Raw genomic sequence first — 25,199 nt, 5'->3', positions numbered from 1 at the left:
ATGGAAAATTTTATCGTTTCAGCCAGAAAATATAGACCCACCCAGTTCGACTCGGTGGTTGGCCAAAGCCACATTACCACCACCCTAAAAAATGCGATTAAGTCCAATCATTTGGCACAAGCATTTTTATTCTGTGGTCCACGTGGCGTAGGAAAAACAACCTGCGCACGTATCTTGGCGAAAACGATCAATTGCGAAAACATTGGGGCTGATGGCGAGGCATGTGGAACATGTCCATCTTGTACCTCATTTCAAGAAAGTACCTCCCTAACCATACATGAATTAGATGCCGCATCAAATAACTCGGTGGAAGATATTCGTAACCTCATCGATCAAGTACGATATCCTCCACAACGCGGACGCTATAAAATTTACATCATAGATGAAGTACACATGTTGTCTTCCGCGGCATTTAACGCGTTCTTGAAAACATTGGAAGAACCGCCGTCCTATGCCATATTTATCTTAGCAACGACGGAAAAACATAAAATTTTACCTACCATTTTATCCCGTTGTCAGATCTTTGATTTTAACCGGATACAGTGGAAAGACATGGCGAGTCATTTGGCTTCCATTGCAACCAAAGAAAATATTCAAGCGGAACCTGCGGCATTGGAATTGATTTCCATTAAAGCAGATGGTGGTTTGCGTGATGCCTTGTCAATGTTCGACTTAAACGTCACATTTTCAACCGACAATACCCTCCGTCATAAGGATGTGTTGGAGAATTTACATATTCTCGACAGCGATTACTACTTGCAAATTACGGATCACATGACCACACAAAATCATGTGGGTGCCCTAGTTTTGCTAGATGAAATCATGCGGAAGGGATTTGATGGCCAACAATTCATTGCTGGATTTATGGAGCATTTGCGGAATTTACTTTTTGCCAAAGATCCCCAAACCCTAGCGTTGATGGAAATCAGTGACGAATCGAAAGCGAAATTTAAGCAACAAGCAGAAAAGACAAGTACGTCTTTCTTGCTATCTGCCATGAATATTTGCGCTCAATGTGAGACCAATTACAAGTCGGCCAAAAACCCACGACTACATCTCGAACTTTGCCTACTGAAGATTAATTATTTGCCTTCGGTATTCCAACCTGCCACGGAGGGCGGTGATGGAAAAAAGGCTGAGCCCCAGGCGAAAGCCGCTGGGGCCAAAACTACCGAAACACAAGCCCCAATAACGCCTAAAACACCTGTTTTAGAGCCGACACCCCCTGCAGTCAAAGAGGAACCAGTGATGGAAACGACCATTCCTGTGGATGTTCCAACACTACAAGCGAAACCTAATCCGGTATCCGGATTACGCTCAGCTAAAAAGGTGGTTGACGCAAAAGCGACTGAACAAACAGCGGAAGAAGTATTGGCTGGTCTAAGCAATGATCCAGCAAATTCAAAGGCCTTTACAATAGAAGAGCTGACGACGGTTTGGAACCAACTGGCAGCTGAATTTCAATCAGCGAATTTGATCAATAAATATGTGATGATGAATCGGCCAATCGAACTGATCGGGTCAATCATCCACATGAAAGTAGAGAATGAAGTACAAGTCCAGCAGTTCAATGAAAATGTACGCTTGGAGGTATTGGGAAAAATTCGTGAACGCCTACAAAATTATAGCATTGACATTGCGTTGGACGTAATAGTGACGGAGAAAAGCGACAAAAAAATGCTGTATACGCAGTCTGATAAGTATGAATTCTTGGCCAACAAATATCCGCTGCTGAGCGAAATGAAACAAAAACTTGGCCTAGATCACGAATATTAGTTTACCTGATTTGCCCGCTTCCTTTCAACACCCATTTTTCAGTGACTAATTTTTCCAAAGCAAACGGTCCACGGGCATGTAATTTTTGAGTGGAAATACCTATCTCTGCACCCAAATCAAAAATTCCGCCATCTGTAAAGCGCGTCGAAGCGTTCCAATAAACTGCAGCTGCATCTACCGCTTGTAAAAACAACTCAGCCTCTGATTCATCCGAACTCACGATGGCTTCAGAATGACGCGAAGAGTAGCTATCGATGTGATTTAATGCTTCAGCAGTATCCTGAACTACTTTGATCGAACAGGCAAAATCTAAAAACTCCCGACCGAAATCAGCTTCTATAGCAGCTTGAACATGTGGATACTGAATTCCCTGCAAAACAGTTAATGCGGAAGGATCAGCACAAATATGTACCTGATACTCCGCAAGTTTCGGAGCCAATTGACTTAAAAACTGTGGTGCAATAGCCGCATGAACCAATATGGTATCCAAGGAATTACACACGGAAGGACGGGAAACTTTGGCATTAACCACAATGCGCACAGCCATATCCACATCAGCCGATTCCGCCACATACGTATGGCATACACCAGCTCCTGTTTCAATCGTAGGCACGAGCGACTCTTTGCGAACCCGCTGAATTAACGCATCCGAACCACGTGGAATAATCACGTCAACGTACTTAACTGCCGTAAGTAAAGTCGTCACATGCGCACGATCTGTAGGCAACAACCGAACAACATCCGTAGGTAATCCTGCAACTGTTAACGACGCATGAATCAACGAAACTAGCATAGCATTGGTATGCCATGCATCCGTGCCACCACGTAATACAGCCGCGTTACCGGAGCGAATACATAAGGCAGCTACGTCGATTGTCACGTTGGGTCGGGACTCGTAAATAACGCCAACGACCCCTAAAGGCACTGATTTCTTTTCCAAGTGAAGTCCAATGGCTAACGTTTTAGCTACTAAAACTTGGCCTGATGGATTAGGCAATTTGGCCACATCATGTAAACTCGCGGCTAAGGCTAAAATTCGTTCCTCTGTCAACAAAAGTCGATCGCGCATGGGATTTTGCGGATCGTAAACAGCCAGATCTTTTTCATTCGCCGAGATAATCGCAGCAACATTAGCTTCTAAACGAGTAGCTAAATCGGCAAGGACAGCGAGCTTCACGGCATCGGCCGACAAGGCTAATGCGGCAGCAGATTTGCGCGTGGCGGCTAATAATGGGGTGATATCAGTTAGGTGCGTCGACATATAATTAAAAATCATGACCTAACGTCACGTAGGTAGCAGGTGATTTGATTTCATTGGTTTCCATGCCATACGCATAATCCACCTTCACAAAATAACCAAATAAATTAGCCCGAGCTCCTACCCCAAAACCAAACAAAAACGGATTTCGGAAGTCGGTAACTGTCGCTTGAAATGGATTTGTTCCACCACCAATGACATTGGTATTAAAGCCATTCGTCCGGCTGAACGGATTCGCACCCGTCCAAGCAGATCCGACATCAGTAAAGCCCACAATCTGCAACGAATTCATAAAACTTGACTTATTGGATTCTAAACTTATCAAATGTTTTACCGGCAAGCGCACCTCCAGATTAACCAATAAATGGCTATTCCCAGCTAATTTATTCATCTTGAAACCGCGCAATGAAGTCGCAAAATCACTCATAAACACATCCCGATTAGCCGGACCAGAAACGCCTAACGGATTTTCCTTTGTTCGTACTTCGCGGTCTATAAACACCCAATTATCCATACCACCCAACATTGTTTGTGGCGCAGCTGGCCCAAAGGCGTGCGAAGCAGATAGACGACCGGCTACTAAAATGCTATTCGATAGTTTGACATATTTCCGTACATCCAATCGAACACGCGAGAAACTCAATGACGTCCTGAGGGCTTGTTGGTGTTCCAGCGTAGCTAACACACGCGTACCAATAGGCAAATTATCTTCCCAATGCACCGTGTTATCTAAGGTATAGGAGACAGAAGTACCTGCATAGGTCGACAAATTTTCTGGCACCGATAAGTTCACCTGATCGAACGATCTATTGGAGGTAAACATCCCAGCGAAACTCAATTTACTTGTCAAATTAATGGGATAAATTCCCGTCAAAGATGCCCGGTTATAGCGTATTTTATTCAAAAATGCGTCTGATTCCTGGCTATATAACTTCCTATCGACACGAAATACCCAGTCTACTTTGTTTGGTAAATAGGCATACTCGCCCCATAAATCGGAGTTCTTAAAATTAGCATTCAGCAAAACACCTGTCCTGATTAAATGATTTTCCATTAAATCATTCATTTTTAGATCAAATGCATATCCGATTCCCCGGATGGGATCAATTCTAAAATTTCCTTCTGAACCATTCACCACAAATGAATTATGGTAAGCAAATGGTCCGGCAAGTTTGGCTGTCTCCTTACGTGCACGCAATAATTGTTGGCGCTCAAGCCTACTGCGTTTCGCCTTTTCGCGCACATCCAAACTATCGCGCTTAGGCTCTGCTGAAACGTCCATCAGGAAATTAGACGTACTATCTGCAGTCATCGGATACCATTGGTAGGCAGGTATATCTAAAATCGATTGGGCAGATATCCGCTGAATTCGATCTTCCAAGAAATCTCGATCACGGTAATACAATTTATCGCCCGACCAATGAAAATAGGTCCAAGTACCTGATCGAACCCGGTTTTGCATTAATTTCCCTTGGCTTAAATCCAATGAAACCAATTCTTCCCCCGTATTTTGCTTGTGCAAGAAGTAGATGAGCGTATCTGACTGAACTTGGAGTGAATGAATTTTACCCGAATGTGTCAGCAATACGCGCGGATTACTTGGCTCTTCTGCGCGCCAGTGCATGAGCACCGACAACCCTTTGGCTTTAATCACTTTCTGCGTTGAATCCACATAATGGTCCGTCAAATAGATGACATCCCCTTGCTTATTGAACCAATGTGCCTCAAATTCATCTTGGGCATTTTGGGTAATAGGTGTGAATCTATTGCGTCGGAAATCATAAATCCCCACATCCATTTGACCATTTCGCAAGGCTCTCACTAACATCCGTTGGCCACTTTCATGCATCTCAAAATCAGTGAAATTCCAATCTTTCAGGTCGGTTTTGCTCACTAGTTTTGCCGACAAGCCCGTGATGGGCGCGTACTGATTCAACCAAGATTTCCCGTCTTTGGCATAGATAATCGAAAACGAATTATTCGCTGTCCAATGCATGCGGGGCGAATTACTTACAGATTCGCGCAATGGATCTTTCAAACCCGTTTGGAATAAATAAAACCGTTTTTTAGTCTGTAAATTTTGAATCATCACGCGATACTGGCCAGCATCTTCGAGTGTGTAAGCCATCCACTTTCCATTTGGACTAATCCGGAAATCCGCTAATTGCTCTCCCTCCAAGCGATCACGAGCTATTAAATTCTCCGCACCTGAAAATGCAGTCGAATTAACGTCAAATTGCTTCGATTCCGACAAATAAAAATTAAACCATTCTTTCAAAAAGCGAGAGATCGACGTGCGTAAGGTACTGGCAATGCTGGATTGGTCATTACGAATAATGCGCGTCAGATTAAGAATGTTACCAATAGGTTGAATGCCATAATTTTTGGCAATATAGGACCAAATGGATTGCCCAATTAATTCAGCTTCCTTGCCCCTTGCCAAAGCAGGCTTCCGAACCTTGTTAGCCGCCACGATTTGATACATGTATTGATTCATTTCGGGCGAATCACCATGTGCCACATAGGCAACAATACCTGAAGAAAACCACTCGGGAACAGTTAACAATAAAGAACTTTGCAAGGCATCTCTAATCGTGCCCCCATACAGTATATCATGTACATAAACTCGTGTAAGTTCCTCAACCAGACGCGTATGTAAATCACCTAAATCTGACTTAAACGCAATCTCAATCTTAAACTTATCTTGATTTTCCTCTTGGGCCTTCTTTAGATTTTGGAAACTAATGCCACTATTTGACTCTAATAGATCAGCCGGTGATGGATACAGAAATATCTTTGCTTTTTGATACGGCGTGTAGCCTAAAATACGGGTAATTCGCGGCAACTCCCCATCCAAAAATTGAATCGTAGAACGCGCTAAGGCATCTTGTTTGCCATAGTAATAAACTTCAAAATTTTGATCTGTTATATAGGACCAACGAATCCGCTTGTGTTGAATACGCGTTCTCTCCCAGTCCCGTTGGCTTGGATAAAAGTCTTGTCCCTGCATTTCATATACTGAAAGCAGGCAAGCAACGATCAAGAACAGATTTTGAAAAAACCGCATCCTCAAATGTAATTAATTATGATGAAAATAAATGCGAAAATCGTCGAATTGAAACCTCAAAAGGCAGTTCTTTTATTCCTTGTAGCTCGTCCACAAATGCACTTGCAAAATAAGGAATCAACGAAACACCTTTGGATCCAAAACCATTAAAAATACCCACGGGTTCATGCGGGTGCATACCAATAAATGGGCGTCGGTCTTGTGTCGCAGGGCGCACGCCTACGCGGGTACTAAGTCGTGTATAGGAGTCCACCCCCATGGAAAGCAGTTTTTGGTGTAACTCATCCTGCGCATCTACTGTCTCTGCAGATGAAAATTCATCCCAACGGTACGTGGCACCTACTTTAAATTGATTGCCTGTCAAGGGTAGAACGAATCCATTTTTACTCAGTATGTAATCCTTCGCTGGCTGATCCGATTCAAAAATCATCAACTCCCCTTTGGCGGGCAAAAATGGCAATTGGGACCATATTGGGTTTTTTTGCCCATGAAATCCTTCACAAAAAATCACGCCCTCAAAGGCATCAGTAGCGGAATAAGCGCGTTCTTGAAACAGACCTAATGCTTGGAAATGCATACGCGAAACGCGTACTAGTTCAGCTACATCCACCCAGCCCGTTTCGCTGACCCAAACTCCCTCAGGCGTCCAGTTCAGATAATGGTGATCAATTTGCGGTTTGCGCTCCTCTAACCACGTTCGCATGTCTACATTGGCAAAAGGCCGAAACAAGGGTATTGGGTGGAAAAAAGATGCTTGCAATGTTGCCTCTAGACGCGTATAAAAATCCGGTAAATAAGTAAATAGTTCTTCCGCTAGCCAAGTCTTTTCTAATTTCCGGCCGGTGACAGGATTATAAATACCCCCTGCTGCCTGAGAAGAATTGAAATAAACTGCGGGAGCATCCCAAATCTCAAATGGAATCTGTGCGGATAGAAAATGATGTGCTAAGATGGTGCCGGCTAGACCTTGGCCAACAATCAAAAATGGTTTATTTTTTTTCACGTTGAACCCGACGTACATGATCTAACACAAAATTGACCTGTTCATCCATACTTCGGAAAGAAGTATCTAAATCAATCGCATCGTCGGCACGTTTCAAAGGACCTTCCGTACGATTCGAATCTATTTCATCACGCATGCGCAGGTTCTCCACAATTTCTTCCAATGGAAGATCTTCGCCTTTTTGTAAAAGCTCAAGTTTACGTCGCTGGGCACGAATATTCGGCTGAGCCGTCATGAATATTTTTAATTCTGCTTGGGGAAATACGACCGTACCGATATCCCGGCCATCCATCACAATCCCTTTTTTCTCCCCCATTTTTTGCTGCTGCGCAACCATCGCATGTCGGACCGCTGGAATAGCAGCTACTTGGCTCACAATCTCCGAAATAAACATTTTCCGAATCTCCTGCTCTACATTCTCCCCATTCAAAATAGTATCAGAGGCTTGTCGGCCTACATTAAACGCAAACGTAATCTCAATGTGCTTCAGCGCATATTCCACCGCCTCGGCATCTGAAACTTCCACGGCATGGCGATGAAAATATAGCGCAACCGCTCGGTACATTGCACCTGTATCAATAAATGCATAATGCAACGTTGCAGCTACACGTTTCGCGGTTGTACTTTTACCACAGGAAGAAAAGCCATCTAAGGCTACAATAATTTTGGACATTAGTCGGCAATAAAAGAATGAATCGCATCATAGCAAGCCAGAGGTGCTTCGTAAACACCTTGATGCCCTACTCCCGGCAAAATTACACATTTATGATGTGCTTTTATAGCTAAAATGCTATCTGTACTGATTAAGGGATCTGCGTCCCCATGAATAAACAAAAATGGAATGTGGGTATCGCGTAAAAATGCGGTGAAATCGGCCCGATCGCGCATGGCCCTTGATGCCGAAATAAGCCCTTCTGCTCCTAGATCTTGGTAGCGCGCAATTAACTGATCCATCAATTCACGATTGTTGGCCACAAAATCAGGGGCAAACAGATTCGCAACAAAGGATTTAATGAATACGGAAGCACCGTGCTTCGCTAGAAATTCGATGGTGCGATCTCGATTGATTTGCTTCTCTGCGGTGTCTGGAAGCGCGGTAGAATGTAAAAGCACGACCTTTTCAATACGTTCAGGAAATAGCTTCGCCATTTCGAGGGCAATGTATCCACCCATGGAATGTCCCACTAAGGTAAATTTTCGATCTTGAGGTAATGAAACAAGAATCTCTCGAGCGTAATCGGCAATCGATTTCGCAGAGGTCCAATGCGCAAAAGATGGAACAATTGGTTTTTCAGCCCAGGTGAATGAAGGAATAAAATCATCCCAAATACGGGCATCTTCCCCAAAACCATGTAAAAATACGAGCTGGGCCGACATATGCTTAGTAGGTATGCAGCAGGCCGACGATCGTGAAACCGAGGCCAATAAGCGCGGCGATTCCACCTACGAGACCGATACCTACGATACTGAGCACGGCGCCAATGGCCAACAAAAATAGACCAATTTTCAATTTGGAATCCATCCGATGAACCTCATCGCGGACATCTGCTTTGAGTGCTTTTCGTGCTTGTCTAATTTCCTTTTTAACGCTGGAAACTCGCTTCGTGTGCTTTACCTCTTGAGCAGGTGCGACAACAGTAGGAGTTGTGACTTCAGGTGTAGCTACTTGCAATGCGCCAGTAGGCTGATTTTCTGAAACAAACGAACTAGAGATGGCTAACATAGCCACAAGAATAAAGGCTTTCATAAGGTTTAAGCGACAACTTTCATTTGATGAAAAACGGTACGTTCAAATTTCGATTTGGCATAAGCTAAATCGACTTTAAAATCCTTCAAATCAGTTTGAGAAGGGATTTCAAACATGGCATCTGTCATGATGGCTTCCATGATGGATCGCAAACCACGTGCTCCTAATTTAAATTGCATGGCTTGTTCTACGATATAAACTAAGGCATCTTTCGAGAAAGACAATGACACATTTTCCATGTCAAAAAGTTTCTCATATTGCTTGATAAGTGCATTTTTAGGTTCTGTCAAAATGGAAAGTAAGGCTTTCTCATCCAATGGATTTAAGAAAGTTACTACCGGCAGACGTCCTAGCAATTCAGGAATCAACCCAAACGATTTTAAATCCTGTGCAGATACATACTTCATAATCTGATCTTTCTCAAACGATTCGTGGAATGTATCGTCGCCTGAAAAACCAATAGGGCGCGAGTTTAAACGCTTCGCAATATGACGATCAATCCCATCAAAAGCACCACCACAGATAAACAAGATATTCTCCGTGTTTACGGCAATCATCTTTTGATCCGGATGCTTACGTCCTCCTTGCGGCGGCACATTCACAATCGAGCCTTCCAATAATTTCAATAAGGCTTGTTGGACCCCTTCCCCAGACACATCCCGCGTGATCGACGGATTGTCCGACTTGCGCGCGATCTTATCAATCTCGTCAATGAACACAATGCCACATTCGGCCTTTTCAACATCGTAATTTGCGGCTTGCAATAGGCGAGTTAAAATCGTTTCGACATCTTCTCCTACGTAACCCGCTTCCGTAATGACGGTCGCATCTGCAATGCAAAAAGGAACTTGTAATTTCTGCGCAAGTGTACGAGCCAGATAGGTTTTTCCAGTTCCAGTCTCACCTACCATCAGGATGTTCGATTTCTCAATCTTCACATCATCTGCAGCAGGCGTCTGCATCAGACGCTTGTAGTGATTATAAACGGCCACGGATAAGTGGCGTTTGGCTTCCTCTTGGCCAATCACATATTCATCTAAATAAGCTTTCAAATCCTTTGGTTTGACCAATTCGAACTGTTGGTTCCCTGGTTTATGCGCCTTCACAGCCGCACCCATATCGTCTTTGATTACTTCATATCCTTGCTGCAAACAGGTATCACAGATATGGCCATCAATTCCCGAAAGAAGAATACCCACCTCATTTTTTGCCCGTCCACAAAAGGAACAACTTGCTTTCTTAGCCATCTTTAATTACACAGTACGCGTTAAAATCTCGTCAATCAAACCGTATTCTTTGGCCTCAGCTGCTTTCATCCAGTAGTCACGATCCGAATCGCGCTCGATTTCTTCAAATGATTTACCCGAATGTTTAGCTAAAATGTCATATAATTCTTGACGAATTTTGACGATTTCACGTGCCGTGATTTCGATATCACGTGATTGACCTTGTGCTCCACCAGATGGCTGGTGAATCATCACACGCGCATGCTCTAACGCAGAACGCTTTCCAGCTGCACCACCGGCTAATAAAACAGCTCCCATAGAAGCAGCAAGTGACGTACAAACCGTAGCTACCTCCGGACGGATGTAGTTCATGGTATCGTAAATCCCCAATCCTGCGTACACAGATCCACCAGGGCTATTAATGTACATGACAATGTCTTTTTTGGCATCTGTAGATTCCATAAATAACAATTGTGCTACGATGATATTGGCCATATAATCATCTACGGGAACTCCCATAAAAATGATACGGTCCATGATTAAACGAGAAAATACATCGATTTGAGCGAAACGCATCGGGCGCTCCTCAATGATGTATTGTGTCATGTCATCGATTTGATGCATCGGTCGGCTACCAATGCTATTCATATATTGATCCACTGCCAAACCGTTTAAGCCACGGTGATGGACAGCATATTTACGAAACTCTTCGCCAGTCAATTCTTTTGGGTACATATCTGGATAGTTTTAAAATCAAATTTAAAATATTTTCACGTCTAAAGCTAAACACCAAAACGGATTATCTTGTTCACAGAAAACCCCGTAATTTACGGGGCTCTCACTCTAGATTATAAATCGGCTAAATTACAGCGCTGCTGCAATCTCCTTAAATTTCTCTACGTCGATTTTCGAAACCTTGTGCGGAATATTCTCCACAATAGCACTCGATACTTTATCAGCAAATGCCTGATTGTACAAGTTCATGAAGTTATCACCTTTCGATTTATCGCTCAAGTAACCCATGGCAATTTTCTCAATCATTTCCTCGATGCCTGGTTGGTCCGAAGATAAATAACCACCAAACTGCTGGCGAACCATATCTTTCGCTTTCTCAACCACCTCAGGATATTCAACTTTTACGTCAAATTTCGCTGCGATTTCATTCTTGATTAAGTTCCAACGGATATCACGTTTCACATTATCAAAATCTTGATCAATTTGCTCTGGCGTGAATTTGCCTTCATTGATACGCACTAACCACGTACGCAAGAATTCTTCTGGAAGATCAATTTTAACGTTTTCGATCAACGCTTTTTCCGCATCGATTCGTAATAAGTAATTCGCTTCGCGAGCATAATTCTCCGAAACAATTTTCTCAACTTCAGCTAAGAACGTTTTTTCATCTGTTGCTTTTCCTGGCCCTAAAACTTTGTCGAAAAATTCAACATTCATTTCAGCAGGAGCTTGACGCGTAATATCTTCCACTAGGTATGAAACTTCACCTGTCAAATCAGCTACTTCTTCTTCTTTTTTACCGGTTGCTAAGGCTAATGATTTTGCGTCAACAAACACCTTATCGATCGCAAATTTCAAGGTATCCCCTTTTTTCGCGCCGATGAATATTTTCTTTGATTTGTCTTGAATCGCGTGCATTGGGATAGCTGATTTCTCAACCCAATCACCTTGCGTGAAGGTTCCAAATACTAAATCACGATCTTCAACTGCATCTGGATGCGTCTGCTCGCCGAATTGCTTCTTCAAGTTTTCAACCGTCTCGGCAATCTCCTTCTTATCGGCTTTGATTTCGTACGATTTAATTTCTTTCATTTTAGCTAAATCCACCTTGAAATCTGAGTGGAAACCTAAATCATAATGAAATGTAAATTCCGTATCTTTTTCCCAATCGATTGAATCAGCTTCTTCGACAGCTGGAAGTGGCTCACCCACTAAATTCAATTTATTTTCTTTGATGTAATCACTAACCGCGTGGCCTAATTCGTGATTAATTTCATCCACTAATGCCGACTGACCATACAATTTTTTAATCAAAGTTGCCGGAACCATGCCAGGACGAAAGCCCTTGATCGACGCTTTCTTGCGATAGTCTTTCAATTTAGCCTCAACTTTCTCTTTGTAATCAGCCTCAGTTACAACAACGGTCAAACGACCTTGTAAATCACTTGCTTTATTTAGTGAAATGTTCATATAGAATTGTTTGTTTAATCAATTAAAAAAAGCCCTCAAAAACCTATCGGTGTTGAGGGCTTGCCTTGGTACGGGTGGAGGGACTCGAACCCCCATGCCTCGCGGCGCCAGATCCTAAGTCTGGTATGTCTACCAATTCCACCACACCCGCGTAATTTGGAGTGCAAAGGTAATCAGCAAAACTTATTATTCCAAAGGTGTTTGGCAAATAATCTAATCAATAAACATTTTGTGTTATTTTTGACTTCTTAATAAAAACCTATGTCTGCTCAGCAAGAAGAATCACAGCCTAATTGGCGCACCTGGTACCTCGTTTTAGGTGCATTTCTTGTGAGCATTATTCTGTTTTTCATCGGTTTTTCCGCACTTTTTAGCTAAGCCATGCACCTACTCGACTGGATCATATTAGTATTAACAATCGGCGGAATCGTGGCGTATGGGAGTTGGAGGGGCCAACAGTCCAAGCAGTCTTTGCAGGGATTTTTGCTTGCCGACCGGGAATTACCTTGGTATCATGTGTTGCTTTCGGTCATGGCGACGCAGGCTTCAGCGATTACATTTTTATCCGCACCGGGTCAAGCATATACAGATGGCATGCGATTCGTTCAATTCTATTTGGGATTACCGATTGCCATGATTGTGTTATCTGTTACGTTCATTCCGAATTATTATCGGCTCAAAGTGTACACAGCCTATCAGTTTTTAGAAAAACGATTTGACGCTAAAACCCGGGTATTAACCAGTCTACTGTTTTTAATTCCGCGCGCACTATCTACCGGCGTAACCATCGCGGCTCCATCCATTATCTTATCGATTTTAGTAGGCTGGGATTTAACTTGGACGAACACTTTAACGGCCGCACTCGTAACTACCTATTGTATGTTGGGCGGTTCCAAAGCCATTTCCTATACTCAAATGCTCCAAATGTCGGTGGTGTTAGCCGGCATGGTCTTAGCCGCCGTGCTCATTATTTACCAGTTACCTCCGGAAATCGGCGTCAAACAGTCCCTGCAAATTGCAGGCAAAATGGGTAAGATCAATTTGATTGATTGGAAATTTGATTTGAATAATCGCTATAATATTTGGTCAGGAATCATTGGTGGTTTCTTTTTGCAGCTCTCCTATTTCGGTACGGACCAAAGCCAAGTGGGCCGTTACCTCTCTGGACAATCTGCTACACAAAGTAGAAAAGGCTTGTTGCTAAATGGCTTTCTGAAAATCCCGATGCAATTCTTCATTTTACTGGTGGGTATTTTCGTTTTTATCTTCTATCAGTTTCACGAGCCACCGATGTTTTTCAATAAAAATACGGAGGCGGTTTGGGTGAAGCAGGCGGATGCGAAGCAAATCAATCAAGAAAAATCGGCTTTGTTTGAAGCGAAGAAAAAAGCCGAAATAGCATTAGTCGATGCCATCGACCACAATCCGACTGCGGTAGCGCCCTTGAAAAATGAGATTAATTCCTTGCATGAGCGCCAAATGAAATTACGCGAAGCCGCGGTTTCTTCGATGGAGAAGTCGGCCGTTTCCTTTGAACCTAATGACACCAACTATATTTTCTTAACCTACATCATCGATCATTTGCCCATCGGGATCATTGGATTTTTGATTGCGATGATTTTGTTATCGTCTATGGGATCGATGGCATCCGCATTTGGTTCATTGACCTCGACAAGTATGGTTGACGTGTATCAGCGATTTGTTAATCCCGAAGCAAGCAACAAGCATTATTGGTGGGCATCGAAAATAACGACTTTAGGCTGGGGAATTTTGTGTTTAATTGTGGCTCATTTTGCAACCAACATGGGTAGCTTGATTGAAGTGGTTAACATACTTGGTTCGTGGTTTTACGGAACGATACTAGGTATCTTCTTATGTGCCTTTTATTTACCGGCAACCGAAGGCAAACATGTGTTCTGGTCGGCATTGCTAGCCGAAATCATCGTCATCGTCGCTTGGTATTATGAGTTAATGGCATTCTTGTGGTTAAATGTACTCGGCTGCTTATTGGTCATGATTTTTTCTATTATTTTGCAACAAATAGACCGATTGCGGGCGCATGCTGTTTAATTCATTTTCCTTTCTTGTCTTCCTTCCCATCGTGTATGCGCTGTTTTGGGGTGTGCATTATGCCAAAGGAATTGAAAACAAACTTACATGGCAGCATCTGATTTTACTTTCTGCCAGCTATTTTTTCTATGCCTATTGGAACGTTTGGTTTCTCGTGCTACTCATTTTTTCGACCAGTTTAGATTTTTATTCAGGCCAAAAAGTCGCCGACAACCCTGGGCGATTGGGCAAAAAAACATGGTTTTGGCTGAGTATAGGTATCAATTTTGCGCTACTCGGCTTTTTCAAATATTACAATTTCATAGTTTCAAGTATTTCAGAATTACTAAAAACGATGGATTGGAGTTGGGAGCCCACGCTCCTCTTAATCACCTTACCGGTGGGTATTTCCTTTTATACCTTTCACGGGCTATCCTATGTGATCGATATTTACAAGGACCGAATTAAACCCGAAAAAGACATGTTGGTCTACGGTTTATTCGTCTGCTTCTTTCCGTTATTAGTGGCAGGACCGATCGAGCGAGCCAATCACCTGATTCCGCAATTGAAGGAGGAAAAGAAGTTTAATCGGGCGCAGAGTATCTTCGGATTGCAGCAGATGCTGTGGGGATTTTTTAAGAAAATTGTGATTGCGGATAATTGTGCGGTGTATGTGAATCAGATATTTGGCCAACAAGAATCCCTGAATTCAGCTAGTTTAATCGTGGGTGCCGTTCTGTTTTCGTTCCAAATTTATGGGGACTTTTCGGGCTATTCAGATATTGCCTTAGGTACAGCGCGCCTGTTTGGCATTGAGTTACTGAATAATTTCAACTTCCCATATTTCGCTAAAAACGTGGCTGAATTCTGGAAGCGTTGGCATATCTCTTTAACCTCATGGTTTCGCGACTATTTATATATCCCGTTGGGAGGCAACCGCGTCTCGAAATTTCGCCGGGTAGGCAATACCTTAACAGTATTTTTAGTCAGTGGTTTGTGGCATGGCGCTAGCTGGACCTATGTTTTTTGGGGATTCTTGAACGGCTTGTTTTTAGTGCCTCAAGCGGTGAGCAAGCGATTTACCTGGGTGTCTCAAACGAAACTCGTTTCTGGATTACGGATGTTAATCACCTTCAGTGTCGTGACCATATTCTGGGTGTTTTTTAGAGCCAAAAGCATCTCGGAAGCATTCGCGTATTTGGCGGGGATGGTCCAACATGGCGGCTGGATACCCGATATTTCGGGCCGAAAAAATCTGGTAATTTTGAGTGTGCTGATTGTCGGATTTATGGGGATTGAGTGGTTAGGCCGACATACCCTTAGTCCGTTGGTTCGAATCAATACCATCAAAAACCGCTGGGTTAAATGGACATTTTATTACAGCTTGATGGTATTAATCTTGTATTTCTACCGGGGGAATGACCAGTTTATTTACTTTCAATTCTAAAGACAATGAAACACTTCTTACGTGATTTAATGGTGTTTTTAGGTGTTTTTGGCCTACTATTCCACGCTTACCCCGAGTTCCAATATTGGACCAAGAGATACCAAACAGATGTGGCAGGTACGGAAGTGTATGAAGTACTCGCAGCGAGTAAATCCAAGCTCAAAAAGAAAAAGCTGGTGATCGGCGATAGCGTTGCCAAACAAGTTTTGGATTCATTAGCGAATGATTCAGCTTTAGTTTCATTAGCTTCCAATCAGGCTATTTCGATGGCGGGTCAATATGTGATTGCTGTTCAGGCGCTGGCAGCAAATCCATCCGTGGACACCTTAGTATTAATCTATCATCCGTTCAGTTTTCAAAATAATTTAGCGAGCCCATTGAGCTTTCATTACTTCGTCAAACCCTTTTTTACCAAAGAAAATCAGGGATTATTTTCGCCTGTAGTGATCAAGCAAGTTGAGGCGATTCCATTTTATTACCTAGCCCAATACCGCCCGGTGTTAACCAGTAATTGGTCCCCATCTTTTGAGGGGGTGTCGGACGAAAAAGGGCTATTTTCTTCTATTTCGAAGGAATATGTGTTGCGCTTGCAACAATTATGTGCCCAAAAAGGAGTGGTATTGCAGATTATATCTCCACCTATTAATGAAGTATTTAGAAATCAAGTGATCGCTGCTCGTGGGGAATTTAAAGCAATCTCAGGCTATGCAGATTCTTGGAATTTCTATGCATCCTCTAATTTTCTGCCGGATCAAATCCACTTAAATCGATTTGATTTTTTAGCTTCGAGTCCGTGGAAATCGGCCGGGTTAATTCGCTAGTTTCAACGAGAATTTAACAGGGATCACAGGCTTTTCGTCGAAGGAACGCTGTTTTTGCATCGAGTCGATGACCGCTAGACCTTTCGTAATTTTCCCAAAAACCACATATTGTTTGTAGAATCGAGCAGCCTGCTCGGTATTCGTGATGATGAAAAACTCCGTGGGCGACGATGATTTTTTAGGATTTCCCTCATCGTATCGCGCCATCGCGATGGTTCCGCGTACAGGCTTTAAATGGTCTGGATATTCAGCTGGAACTAAGTAGGCTAAACGATCTTTAAATTCTCCCCCACCCTGCATGCCTATTTCGTAGACATTGCGATAGAAATAGCGATCTGTGAAATAACCCATTTTGACTAGGCGGACGAAATTAATTCGATGGAGTGGTGTCTCTTCGTTCAGGGTAATTTCAAAATTTCCGAGACGGGTTTCGCCTTGAATTTTAGTTTCTGGAAATTGGGAGGATTGGGCGCGCAAATCCTTTTCCACTTGAGAGGGATCAACGTTGTAATTAGGCTTACAAGCAACTACTAATAGTAACAAAAAAATGAACCGCATACCTAGCTTTGGCAAACCTTGGAGGATTGCCAAAGCTATAGGGAAAAAGGGACAAAAAAAAGGGAGCCGAGGCTCCCTTTCAAAATTATCTTCAAACTGATTACGCATGCTTTGCTTTCTTTCCGAAGAAATACAATCCTGCAAAAGCAACGATTAAGATCGCAGGGAACAACACCATTTGCGCCATGGTTGCCTGACCTGCAACTAATGCAATCGCATCGCCTGTTTGTGTTTTGGCAGCTTCAGCCGTATTTGAATCTAACCATGATCCAATGATCGGCTGGAAAATAGACGTAGCGAACATCCCCATACCACCCATGATCGAAAGACCAAAAGCACCCGTTAACGGAATATTTTCAGCTACATATCCAATCATTGTTGGCCAGAAATAACATACACCTAACGCAAAAATAATCGCTGAAACATATACCATACTTCCTGTCGCAGAGCTCATCAAATAAACCCCAATCGTAGTCAATATCGCTGACACCAATAAAACTCCACCAGCATCCAATTTATGTACAATCGGACCAGCGAAATAACGACCTACAGCCATCAAACCAGTTACAATAGCCAAAATGATCATTGGACTAGCACCTGCTTGACCCATGATTGGTCCAATCCATTGCTCAGGACCGAATTCTGAAATAGCTGTTAAAGCCATACAAGCCAACATAAATAAATACAAAGGCGAAAGCATCGCTTTGAAGTTTTCACCAGTCGAAGCACCACCCTCAACAACCGTTGCAGGGAAGGCTTGTCCGTAAAACAAGTACGCATAAATTACTGCAGGAACTAAAATAGCAGCAATTTGTAATTGCCAGCCTAAGTTTGCATCTGTCATGAATTGAGACAACAACGTAGCAATTACGATACCTCCTGGGAACCACATGTGGAAACGATTCAACATTTTTGTCTTCTCTTTTCCTTCGAACATATCCGAAATCATTGGATTACAAGCTGCTTCTACGGTACCATTACCGAAGCCAACAAAGAAAGTTGACAATAATAAAGACCAAAAACCACCTGCGTAAATCGTCATTACTAAACCAATCACATGTGTGAAAAATGCAACCCAGATGATTTTCTTTGGCCCTAACACATTATATAGTGGACCGCCGATCATCATGGCAATCGGGAATCCTAAAAAAGCCATTTGGTTAACGTATCCTAATTGCTCATTGTCTAGTTTAAAGTCTACACCTAATTGAGTAAGTACCCCTGCACGAATTCCAAAAGCCATGGATGTAGTAATGAGGGCAAAACAGGACGCCAAAAATAATCGATTGGCATTAACAGTTTGATTCATAATAGTTTAGTTTTAGTTAAAAGTTTAGAGAAATTATAATCTTAAAAAAATTAAATTCTTAATTGGAAAAATCGTACCAAAAAAACGAAAAGATTTTTGAATTCCGTCGTTAAATGCGATTTATTTTGAAAATTTTACAAAAATCTGCCCCCAAGAAAGGGTAATTTAATCAAATTAAGCCCTATTTTTGTGACTATCTAAATCTATCAACATATGATCCAAGGTGGAACATCCACGACTGCAGCGAGTCGGCGCGGAAGAAAATTAAAAATGGGCATGATCGGTGGAAGCACCGAGGCCTTTATTGGTGCCGTGCACCGCAGAGGTGCACAATTAGACGGCGAAATCGAATTAGTTTGTGGCGCATTCAGCTCCAATCCAGACAAATCCAAAGCAACAGGTGAGGCATTATATCTTCCTGAAAACCGTGTATACGGTTCGTATGAAGAGATGATCCTAAAGGAAAAAGAGCTGCCAGAAGGCGAGCGAATGGACTTTGTTTCCATCGTTACTCCTAACCACGTGCATTTCCCTGCGGCAAAATTTGCACTAGAAAATGGATTCCATGTGGTTTGCGATAAGCCGGCAACTTTGAATTTGGCTGAGGCGAAAGAACTGAAAAAAATCATTGAAAAAACTGGGTTGATCTTCGCATTAACACATAATTATACGGCCTATCCGATGGTCAAAGAGGCGAAACACCTTGTAGACTCGGGTCAATTAGGTGAAATTCGTAAGATTATCGTGGAATATCCACAAGGCTGGTTGATCGATTTAGTGGAAGCTACCGGTCAAAAACAAGCCGCTTGGCGTACAGACCCTGAACGTTGTGGTGCTGCTGGAGCGATCGGTGATATCGGAACGCACTGCGAGAACTTAATCGAATACATTACCGGATTACATATTACGGAACTTTGTGCCGACTTGACAATTTTCGTGGAGGGGCGTTTATTAGATGATGATGGCAATATTTTGCTTCATTATAATAACGGTGCCAAAGGCGTTTTACATTGCTCACAAATCTGTAACGGAGAAGAGAATGATTTCAATTTCCGTATTTACGGAAGCAAGGCAGGTATTACTTGGCATCAAATGGAGCCAAATACATTAACCTTCCGTACCCGTGACGATGGTGCACGTACGATTCGTACGGCGGTGGGTAATTTGTCGGCAGCGGCAAATGCACATTCGCGCCAACCGGCCGGACACCCAGAAGGCTACGTAGAAACGTTCGCGAATATCTACCGCAACTTTGCCTTCGCAGTAAGAGCGCGTTGGGCTGGAAAACCACAAGATCCGATGTATGATTTCCCAGGCATTGACGAAGGAATTATGGGTATGGCATTCATTGAGAACGTGGTTCGTTCGGCCAAAGACAACCAAAATAAATGGACAAAATTTGAACTATAATAGATCATGACTAAAATTAAAGTAGGTATCGTAGGTACCGGTTTTATCGGACCCGCACACATCGAAGCGCTTCGCCGCTTACCCAATATCGACGTAGCTGCATTATGTGAAGTAACGATTGAGTTAGCTGAAGCGAAAGCAAAACAATTAGGCATTGGCCGTTGGTATACGTTCGAAGACTTATTAAAGCAAGAAGATATCCAATGTGTCCATATTTGCACACCCAACTTCCTTCACTATTCGCAATCGAAAGCCGCTTTATTAGCTGGTAAGCACGTAGTTTGTGAGAAGCCTTTGGCGAAAGATTTGCACGAAGCTGAGGAATTAGTGGAATTGGCTGCGAAAACAGGTTTGGTGAATGCGGTTCACTTCAACTTACGTTACTATCCGTTGGTACGTCAAATGAAAACCATGCGCGAAAAAGGCGATTTGGGCGAAGTTTATTCGATCATCGGTAGCTACTTACAAGATTGGTTATTCTACAATACAGATTACAACTGGCGTTTAGAACCAGATAAATCGGGTGATTCACGCGCGATTGCCGACATCGGATCTCACTTATTAGATGTAATCGAATACATCACAGGCTTGAAAACAGTCGAGGTTATGGCTGATTTCAACACGGTTCACAAGGTGCGTAAAAAGCCTTTGAAGCCGGTGGAAACGTATTCAGGCAAAATGTTGCAACCGGAAGATTACGCAGATGTGCGTATAAATACGGAGGATCATGCCAACGTACTATTGCGTTTCGACAATGGAAACCGTGGTTGTGTAACAGTATCTCAAGTTTCAGCGGGACGTAAAAACCAATTGAAATTAGAAATCTCCGGATCAAACAAAACATTTGCGTTTAACTCAGAAGCGCCAAATGAAATCTGGATTGGTAACCGCGATCAAGCGAATCAAGTCTTGATGCGCGATCCATCTTTGGCATATCCAGAAGCGACTGCCTTAATGACATTCCCAGGAGGTCATAATGAAGGATTCTCAGATACATCGAAGCAATTATTCAAGGAAGTTTACGCGGCTGTTGAGGCGGGTAAGCAGCCAGAAAATCCGAAATACCCGACGTTTGCCGACGGATACCGCGAGCTATTGATTTGCGAGCGCATCTTGGATTCAACACGTTCACAAAAGTGGGTTAAAATCTAAACCTTTAACAATATGAATACGATCAAAGGGCCAGCGATATTTTTGGCACAATTTATGGGAGATGAAGCTCCCTTCAACTCATTAGATAGCATCACGACGTGGGTGGCGTCTTTGGGATACAAAGGCGTACAAATTCCTTCGTGGGATTCACGTTGCATCGATTTACAAAAAGCGGCAGAGTCAAAAACCTATTGCGATGAAATCGTGGGGATGTTGGCTGCCAAAGGCTTACAAATCACCGAGTTATCCACACACTTACAAGGACAATTAGTAGCCGTTAACCCGGCATACGATTTAGGATTTGATGGTTTTGCACCGGATGCTGTGAAAGGGAATCCAAAGGCACGGACGGAGTGGGCGGTGCAGCAATTAAAATATGCGGCTAAGGCTTCTCAAAATTTGGGATTGAATGCACATGCGACATTCTCGGGAGCTTTGATGTGGCATACAGTTTATCCATGGCCACAACGTCCTGCAGGTTTAGTGGAGCAAGGATTTAAAGAATTAGGGCGCCGTTGGTTACCAATTTTGAATACCTTCGACGAGTGTGGCGTAGACTTATGTTATGAGATTCACCCAGGTGAAGATTTGCATGATGGCGTGACGTTCGAGATGTTTTTGGATGAGGTGAAGGGTCATAAGCGTGCCAACTTACTATATGATCCGTCTCACTTTGTATTGCAAGCATTAGATTACAAACAATACATCGATTTCTACCACGAGCGTATTAAAATGTTCCACGTAAAAGATGCCGAGTTTAACCCAACGGGCAAGCAAGGTGTTTACGGTGGATACCAATCTTGGATCAACCGGGCGGGACGTTTCCGTTCATTAGGTGATGGCCAAGTGGATTTCAAGAGTATCTTCTCGAAATTAACGCAATACGGCTATGACGGTTGGGCTGTTCTCGAGTGGGAATGCTGCATCAAAGATCCGGTTCAAGGAGCGACAGAAGGAGCACCATTTATTTCAAGCCATATCATCAAGGCAACTGAAAAAGTGTTCGATGATTTCGCAGGAACGGGCGCTGATGAAGAGCTGAATAAGAAGATTTTAGGCCTATAGTTTATAGCCTTCCATATAAAAACCCCTCTGCATTGAGCATGAGGGGTTTTTTTATGAACTAAAAAGATAAGCTACGTTTCAGGAAAACCACTTGAAATACAAGCCATGCTTGCATACTTACCTACTGCGCACCATCCATTTGCGCACGCTTAACCGCAAAATCTCCAATAACCTTTCCATGCTTCCCTCCCATAGAACAATCAACTCGAAAGTGAATCAGACCGTATACCCGAGATTCAGACGCTTCCTGCGCATAGCCCGAAAACAAACTAGCTTTGGCGGGAAAAAATGAACCTAAGACCGTTGCCGCAGCAAACGAAAAGGTCGAGTGGCCTGAGGTATATCCCGGGAAATTAGGAAGTCCTACGGATGTTTTCAGTCCGAATTGTTGTGGACGAGGGCTGCAGTAGAAATATTTGGTATCCCAACAAGCGATCCCGGCATCCATTAAGGCGGTACCCACATAGGCAAACATGCGTGCCATGCGCACTTCCGAAAATTTAGCTTCCACACCCGCCTTGGCTGCATACCGATGCCAATGTCCTGGAGGCGTATACGAACCGGGTCCATCCGCCCAGTAGTTGGCAATCGCCGCTTGATTACGCGTTTGATTCTTATTGATGGCTTCCAACTCAGCCATATCCTTCTTGAATTCGGCAGAACCCTCCAAATATGGAATGGCTGGACGAATTGAAATCATCGTAGCTTGATCAAAATTCCATGTTTTTACCGTACCATAATTGGGTAACATCGGTGGACGCGCCGGAATTTCCTGGCTTGCCCATGGGTTTACAAAACCCAATGACTTAGAATTGGCTAGTAAAGCTGGAACGATCGATTGATCATTAGCCATACTCATGCCATCCGTCTTCGCACGCGCCATCACCTGCGCGGCTACCGTTGCGCCTAAAGAAGCTCCTGCTGATACATCCGAGCCCACATTCATCCCAGCCCATAAACGAACATTTTTCGCCTCAGCTAATTTTTGAGCTAAAAATGGCCCCTCACCTGGAAACATGGCCAACAAAATCACATAACTCGCCTGGGCAACGACGGCATCCTCCGAAGGATATGCAGGTAAAGTACTTACAGGCAATAAGGGTTTAATCGAAGCGTCCACTTCATAAGGAGCCTTCCGATTATACTGATATTTAAACTTCCATGCGGCCACTAAGGCATCGTATTGTGCCACACTTAAATAAGCCAAAGCACGTGCGGTATACGGTGGATTTGCAAATGGAAAACGTGGATCTGCCAACGGATCCGCGGGATTAGGTACCGGATAAATACCCACCGAATTAGCTGCAGGAGGTTGATTATACCGTGCGGCTAATTCCCGACCAATCTCATTCCAACGTAACACAGCACCTGCTCCCCAATATTGAATAGCTGTTTTTTGAGCAGTTGTCAAGGAAGGAATAACCACCTTTTTCAATGAATCAATCTCCTTCAAATACGCTTCATCCGTAACCAAACGAGGTGCAGCCACGTTAGCAGAAGAGCTTACAAATGTTTTCCATGCACCCGCACTCACATCTAAATTAGACGGAACATAAGGTCTGTCGACCTCCAAATCAACCTCTTTTGTGCAAGAGGCAAGCAAAAATAAAGCTAAAAATGTATATATAAATTTCATCGAATTATAAGTTGAATTGGTACAAAACACCCACGGACAAACTCAAGGTTTGCCCCACATTGCGACCCGCCACGACATACGCCGCACGCGCATTAACACCGACCTTTTTCGGTTGGTATTTTCCATACAAACCCATCGAAGTCATCGTCATGTCATTCGTCATAAATGGCATGTCGTTCCGACGAATGTGATCACCACCGACACATGAAAAGTGTTCCGCAAAAAGCTCCAACTGATTATCCTTTTTCAAATAACCTACGCGGAACGCGGCATCAAATGCATCTGGAACAGCTACATCCGACGTATTGTAAAAGCGATCCCCGGCTAAATACCCATCACGATCTGCTTGCACGTTACTACGCATTTGGTAAGCAATCGATGCATTCGCATACAAATTCTTAGGTAATGCATACGTAACAATACCACGCGTGATGAACGCCTTTGACCCAATCCCGATGGACATGGGCATGAAGTCAGGCACATAGTTTGACACAGGGACACTCACACCTAATACGCCATGTAAGGTAAGGCCATGAGCAGAATACCCTTTGGCTTTTAGCCAAAGAGAAGCATCCTGAAGTCCAGATTGACCCATCAAATTTCCTTGTGACGCATGTGTGCGTACATAGGGAACCGCGGCAATGACGTTCAGCTTTTTGGTGATTCCGTAGGCCAACATCGCCATGGCGGATTCTGTGGTCAGCCGACCGATATTCGGGTTATCCCGAAACAATTGATTTTCCCAATAATGCGTCCATGAGGCATTACCGTAGCTAACGGCCCCACAGGCTAATCTTTTATTCATATAAATGCCATCATGCGGCATTTGAGCCATGGCAACTTGTCCCACAATCAGTGTAAGACAAAGCAAGAGGAAGAATTTTTTCATGCTTAAATTTTAAAATACACGTACGATTTCAAAGGCCTATAGACCTTCAAAACAAAAGAGTATCGAAAAAATTAAGCTTGCCTCGGAGGCGAGAAGAAATCAGCGGAAATCGCTGTAGTAGGTAAAACGGAATGAGCAGGCTCTGAAGAACTAGCAGGCCATTCCATAATATAAAGAACCCATGCAGACGCATGAGAACAATATTCTTTCACTAAGGTATTGATTAATTTAGACTTAGCAGGCGCCTTCTCCGGTTGGTCCGACATGTGCTCATTCACCTGAGCAGCTAAATCAAAGAATCGATCCCGGGCACTTTGATCTGAAACCAAGGTGGTAACCAATTTACCATCAATGACCTGTTGGTCCTTCATCTGATAAAAATTATCTCCTTGTTGAATCTCACCCGAAACTTCTTGAGGAACATCCCAATCCGTTGCATAAGGCAATGAAATAGGCATTTCGACCGTGATGGTCTCCCCTGCTACAAAATGATCTTGATCACTCGCCAAATAGCTTAATGCAAATCCGCCTGCTTGATATAGCAGCACGAAAAATAGCAATATGGAGAGGATTCTTTTCAT

At 43.2% G+C, this 25,199-nt stretch carries 21 protein-coding genes and 1 tRNA gene; 7 read left to right on the top strand and 15 right to left on the bottom strand.

The window, feature by feature from the left end:
• Entirely contained in the window at positions 1 to 1,776 is a 1,776-nt protein-coding gene (locus U0R10_RS01610) for a DNA polymerase III subunit gamma/tau (protein ID WP_377981933.1), read from the top strand.
• A 1-nt stretch (position 1,777) separates the two neighbouring features.
• On the opposite strand, the gene U0R10_RS01605 is transcribed toward U0R10_RS01610, so the two are convergent.
• The 10 genes from U0R10_RS01605 to U0R10_RS01560 form a co-directional block, all read right to left on the bottom strand.
• A complete protein-coding gene (locus tag U0R10_RS01605) occupies positions 1,778 to 3,037 on the bottom strand; it encodes a glutamate-5-semialdehyde dehydrogenase (RefSeq protein WP_377981932.1) in 1,260 nt (419 codons plus the stop codon).
• A 4-nt stretch (positions 3,038 to 3,041) separates the two neighbouring features.
• A complete protein-coding gene (locus tag U0R10_RS01600) occupies positions 3,042 to 6,101 on the bottom strand; it encodes a BamA/TamA family outer membrane protein (protein ID WP_377981931.1) in 3,060 nt (1,019 codons plus the stop codon).
• Between the two features lie 16 nt (positions 6,102 to 6,117).
• Complete coding sequence (locus tag U0R10_RS01595) at positions 6,118 to 7,104, bottom strand: NAD(P)/FAD-dependent oxidoreductase (RefSeq protein ID WP_377981930.1); 987 nt, start codon at positions 7,102 to 7,104, stop codon at positions 6,118 to 6,120.
• On the bottom strand, positions 7,091 to 7,777 hold the full coding sequence (cmk, locus tag U0R10_RS01590) for a (d)CMP kinase (RefSeq protein ID WP_377981929.1): 687 nt from the start codon (positions 7,775 to 7,777) through the stop codon (positions 7,091 to 7,093). Before cmk ends, U0R10_RS01595 begins: the two co-directional genes overlap by 14 nt.
• The gene (locus U0R10_RS01585) at positions 7,777 to 8,481 is read right to left on the bottom strand and encodes an alpha/beta fold hydrolase (RefSeq protein ID WP_377981928.1); all 705 of its coding nucleotides are present in this window, start codon (positions 8,479 to 8,481) and stop codon (positions 7,777 to 7,779) included. The genes cmk and U0R10_RS01585 overlap by 1 nt, the downstream gene beginning before the upstream one ends.
• A 4-nt stretch (positions 8,482 to 8,485) precedes the next feature.
• Positions 8,486 to 8,851: a hypothetical protein gene (locus U0R10_RS01580; RefSeq protein WP_377981927.1), complete on the bottom strand. Its 366-nt coding sequence runs from the start codon at positions 8,849 to 8,851 to the stop codon at positions 8,486 to 8,488.
• A gap of 5 nt (positions 8,852 to 8,856) precedes the next feature.
• A complete protein-coding gene (gene clpX / locus U0R10_RS01575) occupies positions 8,857 to 10,098 on the bottom strand; it encodes an ATP-dependent Clp protease ATP-binding subunit ClpX (RefSeq protein ID WP_377981926.1) in 1,242 nt (413 codons plus the stop codon).
• A gap of 6 nt (positions 10,099 to 10,104) precedes the next feature.
• Entirely contained in the window at positions 10,105 to 10,812 is a 708-nt protein-coding gene (locus tag U0R10_RS01570; protein ID WP_377981925.1) for a ClpP family protease, read from the bottom strand.
• 129 nt (positions 10,813 to 10,941) lie between these two features.
• Positions 10,942 to 12,282: a trigger factor gene (locus U0R10_RS01565; RefSeq protein ID WP_377981924.1), complete on the bottom strand. Its 1,341-nt coding sequence runs from the start codon at positions 12,280 to 12,282 to the stop codon at positions 10,942 to 10,944.
• Positions 12,283 to 12,348: 66 nt separating this feature from the next.
• A tRNA-Leu gene (locus U0R10_RS01560) sits at positions 12,349 to 12,433 on the bottom strand.
• A gap of 230 nt (positions 12,434 to 12,663) precedes the next feature.
• Between U0R10_RS01560 and U0R10_RS01555 the strand changes: the two genes are divergently transcribed.
• From U0R10_RS01555 to U0R10_RS01545, 3 genes are read left to right on the top strand one after another with little or no spacing between them, the layout of a single operon-like run.
• The gene (locus tag U0R10_RS01555; RefSeq protein ID WP_377981923.1) at positions 12,664 to 14,352 is read left to right on the top strand and encodes a sodium:solute symporter family protein; all 1,689 of its coding nucleotides are present in this window, start codon (positions 12,664 to 12,666) and stop codon (positions 14,350 to 14,352) included.
• Complete coding sequence (locus U0R10_RS01550; protein ID WP_377981922.1) at positions 14,342 to 15,778, top strand: MBOAT family O-acyltransferase; 1,437 nt, start codon at positions 14,342 to 14,344, stop codon at positions 15,776 to 15,778. Before U0R10_RS01555 ends, U0R10_RS01550 begins: the two co-directional genes overlap by 11 nt.
• Before the next feature lie 5 nt (positions 15,779 to 15,783).
• A complete protein-coding gene (locus U0R10_RS01545; RefSeq protein WP_377981921.1) occupies positions 15,784 to 16,599 on the top strand; it encodes a hypothetical protein in 816 nt (271 codons plus the stop codon).
• Here U0R10_RS01545 and U0R10_RS01540 read toward each other — a convergent pair.
• Together U0R10_RS01540 and U0R10_RS01535 are read right to left on the bottom strand one after the other, a co-directional pair.
• A complete protein-coding gene (locus U0R10_RS01540) occupies positions 16,588 to 17,157 on the bottom strand; it encodes a peptidylprolyl isomerase (RefSeq protein ID WP_377981920.1) in 570 nt (189 codons plus the stop codon). The two genes, U0R10_RS01545 and U0R10_RS01540, sit on opposite strands and share 12 nt — an antisense overlap.
• A 100-nt stretch (positions 17,158 to 17,257) precedes the next feature.
• On the bottom strand, positions 17,258 to 18,466 hold the full coding sequence (locus U0R10_RS01535; RefSeq protein ID WP_377981919.1) for an MFS transporter: 1,209 nt from the start codon (positions 18,464 to 18,466) through the stop codon (positions 17,258 to 17,260).
• A 270-nt stretch (positions 18,467 to 18,736) separates the two neighbouring features.
• Between U0R10_RS01535 and U0R10_RS01530 the strand changes: the two genes are divergently transcribed.
• The 3 genes from U0R10_RS01530 to U0R10_RS01520 are packed head-to-tail and all read left to right on the top strand — an operon-like array spanning position 18,737 to position 22,093.
• Positions 18,737 to 19,876 carry a Gfo/Idh/MocA family protein gene (locus U0R10_RS01530; protein ID WP_377983003.1) on the top strand — a complete coding sequence of 380 codons (1,140 nt, stop codon included), beginning with the start codon at positions 18,737 to 18,739 and terminating at the stop codon, positions 19,874 to 19,876.
• A 6-nt stretch (positions 19,877 to 19,882) separates the two neighbouring features.
• Complete coding sequence (locus U0R10_RS01525) at positions 19,883 to 21,028, top strand: Gfo/Idh/MocA family protein (RefSeq protein WP_377981918.1); 1,146 nt, start codon at positions 19,883 to 19,885, stop codon at positions 21,026 to 21,028.
• 12 nt (positions 21,029 to 21,040) lie between these two features.
• The gene (locus tag U0R10_RS01520) at positions 21,041 to 22,093 is read left to right on the top strand and encodes a sugar phosphate isomerase/epimerase family protein (RefSeq protein ID WP_377981917.1); all 1,053 of its coding nucleotides are present in this window, start codon (positions 21,041 to 21,043) and stop codon (positions 22,091 to 22,093) included.
• A gap of 121 nt (positions 22,094 to 22,214) precedes the next feature.
• Here the strand turns inward: U0R10_RS01520 and U0R10_RS01515 are convergent, their stop codons facing one another.
• The 3 genes from U0R10_RS01515 to U0R10_RS01505 form a co-directional block, all read right to left on the bottom strand.
• Positions 22,215 to 23,729 carry a vanadium-dependent haloperoxidase gene (locus U0R10_RS01515; protein ID WP_377981916.1) on the bottom strand — a complete coding sequence of 505 codons (1,515 nt, stop codon included), beginning with the start codon at positions 23,727 to 23,729 and terminating at the stop codon, positions 22,215 to 22,217.
• Between the two features lie 4 nt (positions 23,730 to 23,733).
• Positions 23,734 to 24,618, bottom strand: coding sequence for a hypothetical protein (locus U0R10_RS01510; RefSeq protein WP_377981915.1), 885 nt, complete (start codon positions 24,616 to 24,618; stop codon positions 23,734 to 23,736).
• A 71-nt stretch (positions 24,619 to 24,689) separates the two neighbouring features.
• Positions 24,690 to 25,199 (bottom strand): hypothetical protein, encoded by a 510-nt coding sequence (locus U0R10_RS01505; RefSeq protein WP_377981914.1) that lies wholly within the window; start codon positions 25,197 to 25,199, stop codon positions 24,690 to 24,692.

It is taken from the genome of Aquirufa avitistagni, assembly GCF_042715545.1.
GTDB lineage: Bacteria > Bacteroidota > Bacteroidia > Cytophagales > Spirosomataceae > Aquirufa > Aquirufa avitistagni.
The sequence above is the reverse complement of the archived record's forward strand: the minus strand, read 5'-3'. Positions and strand labels throughout refer to the sequence as shown.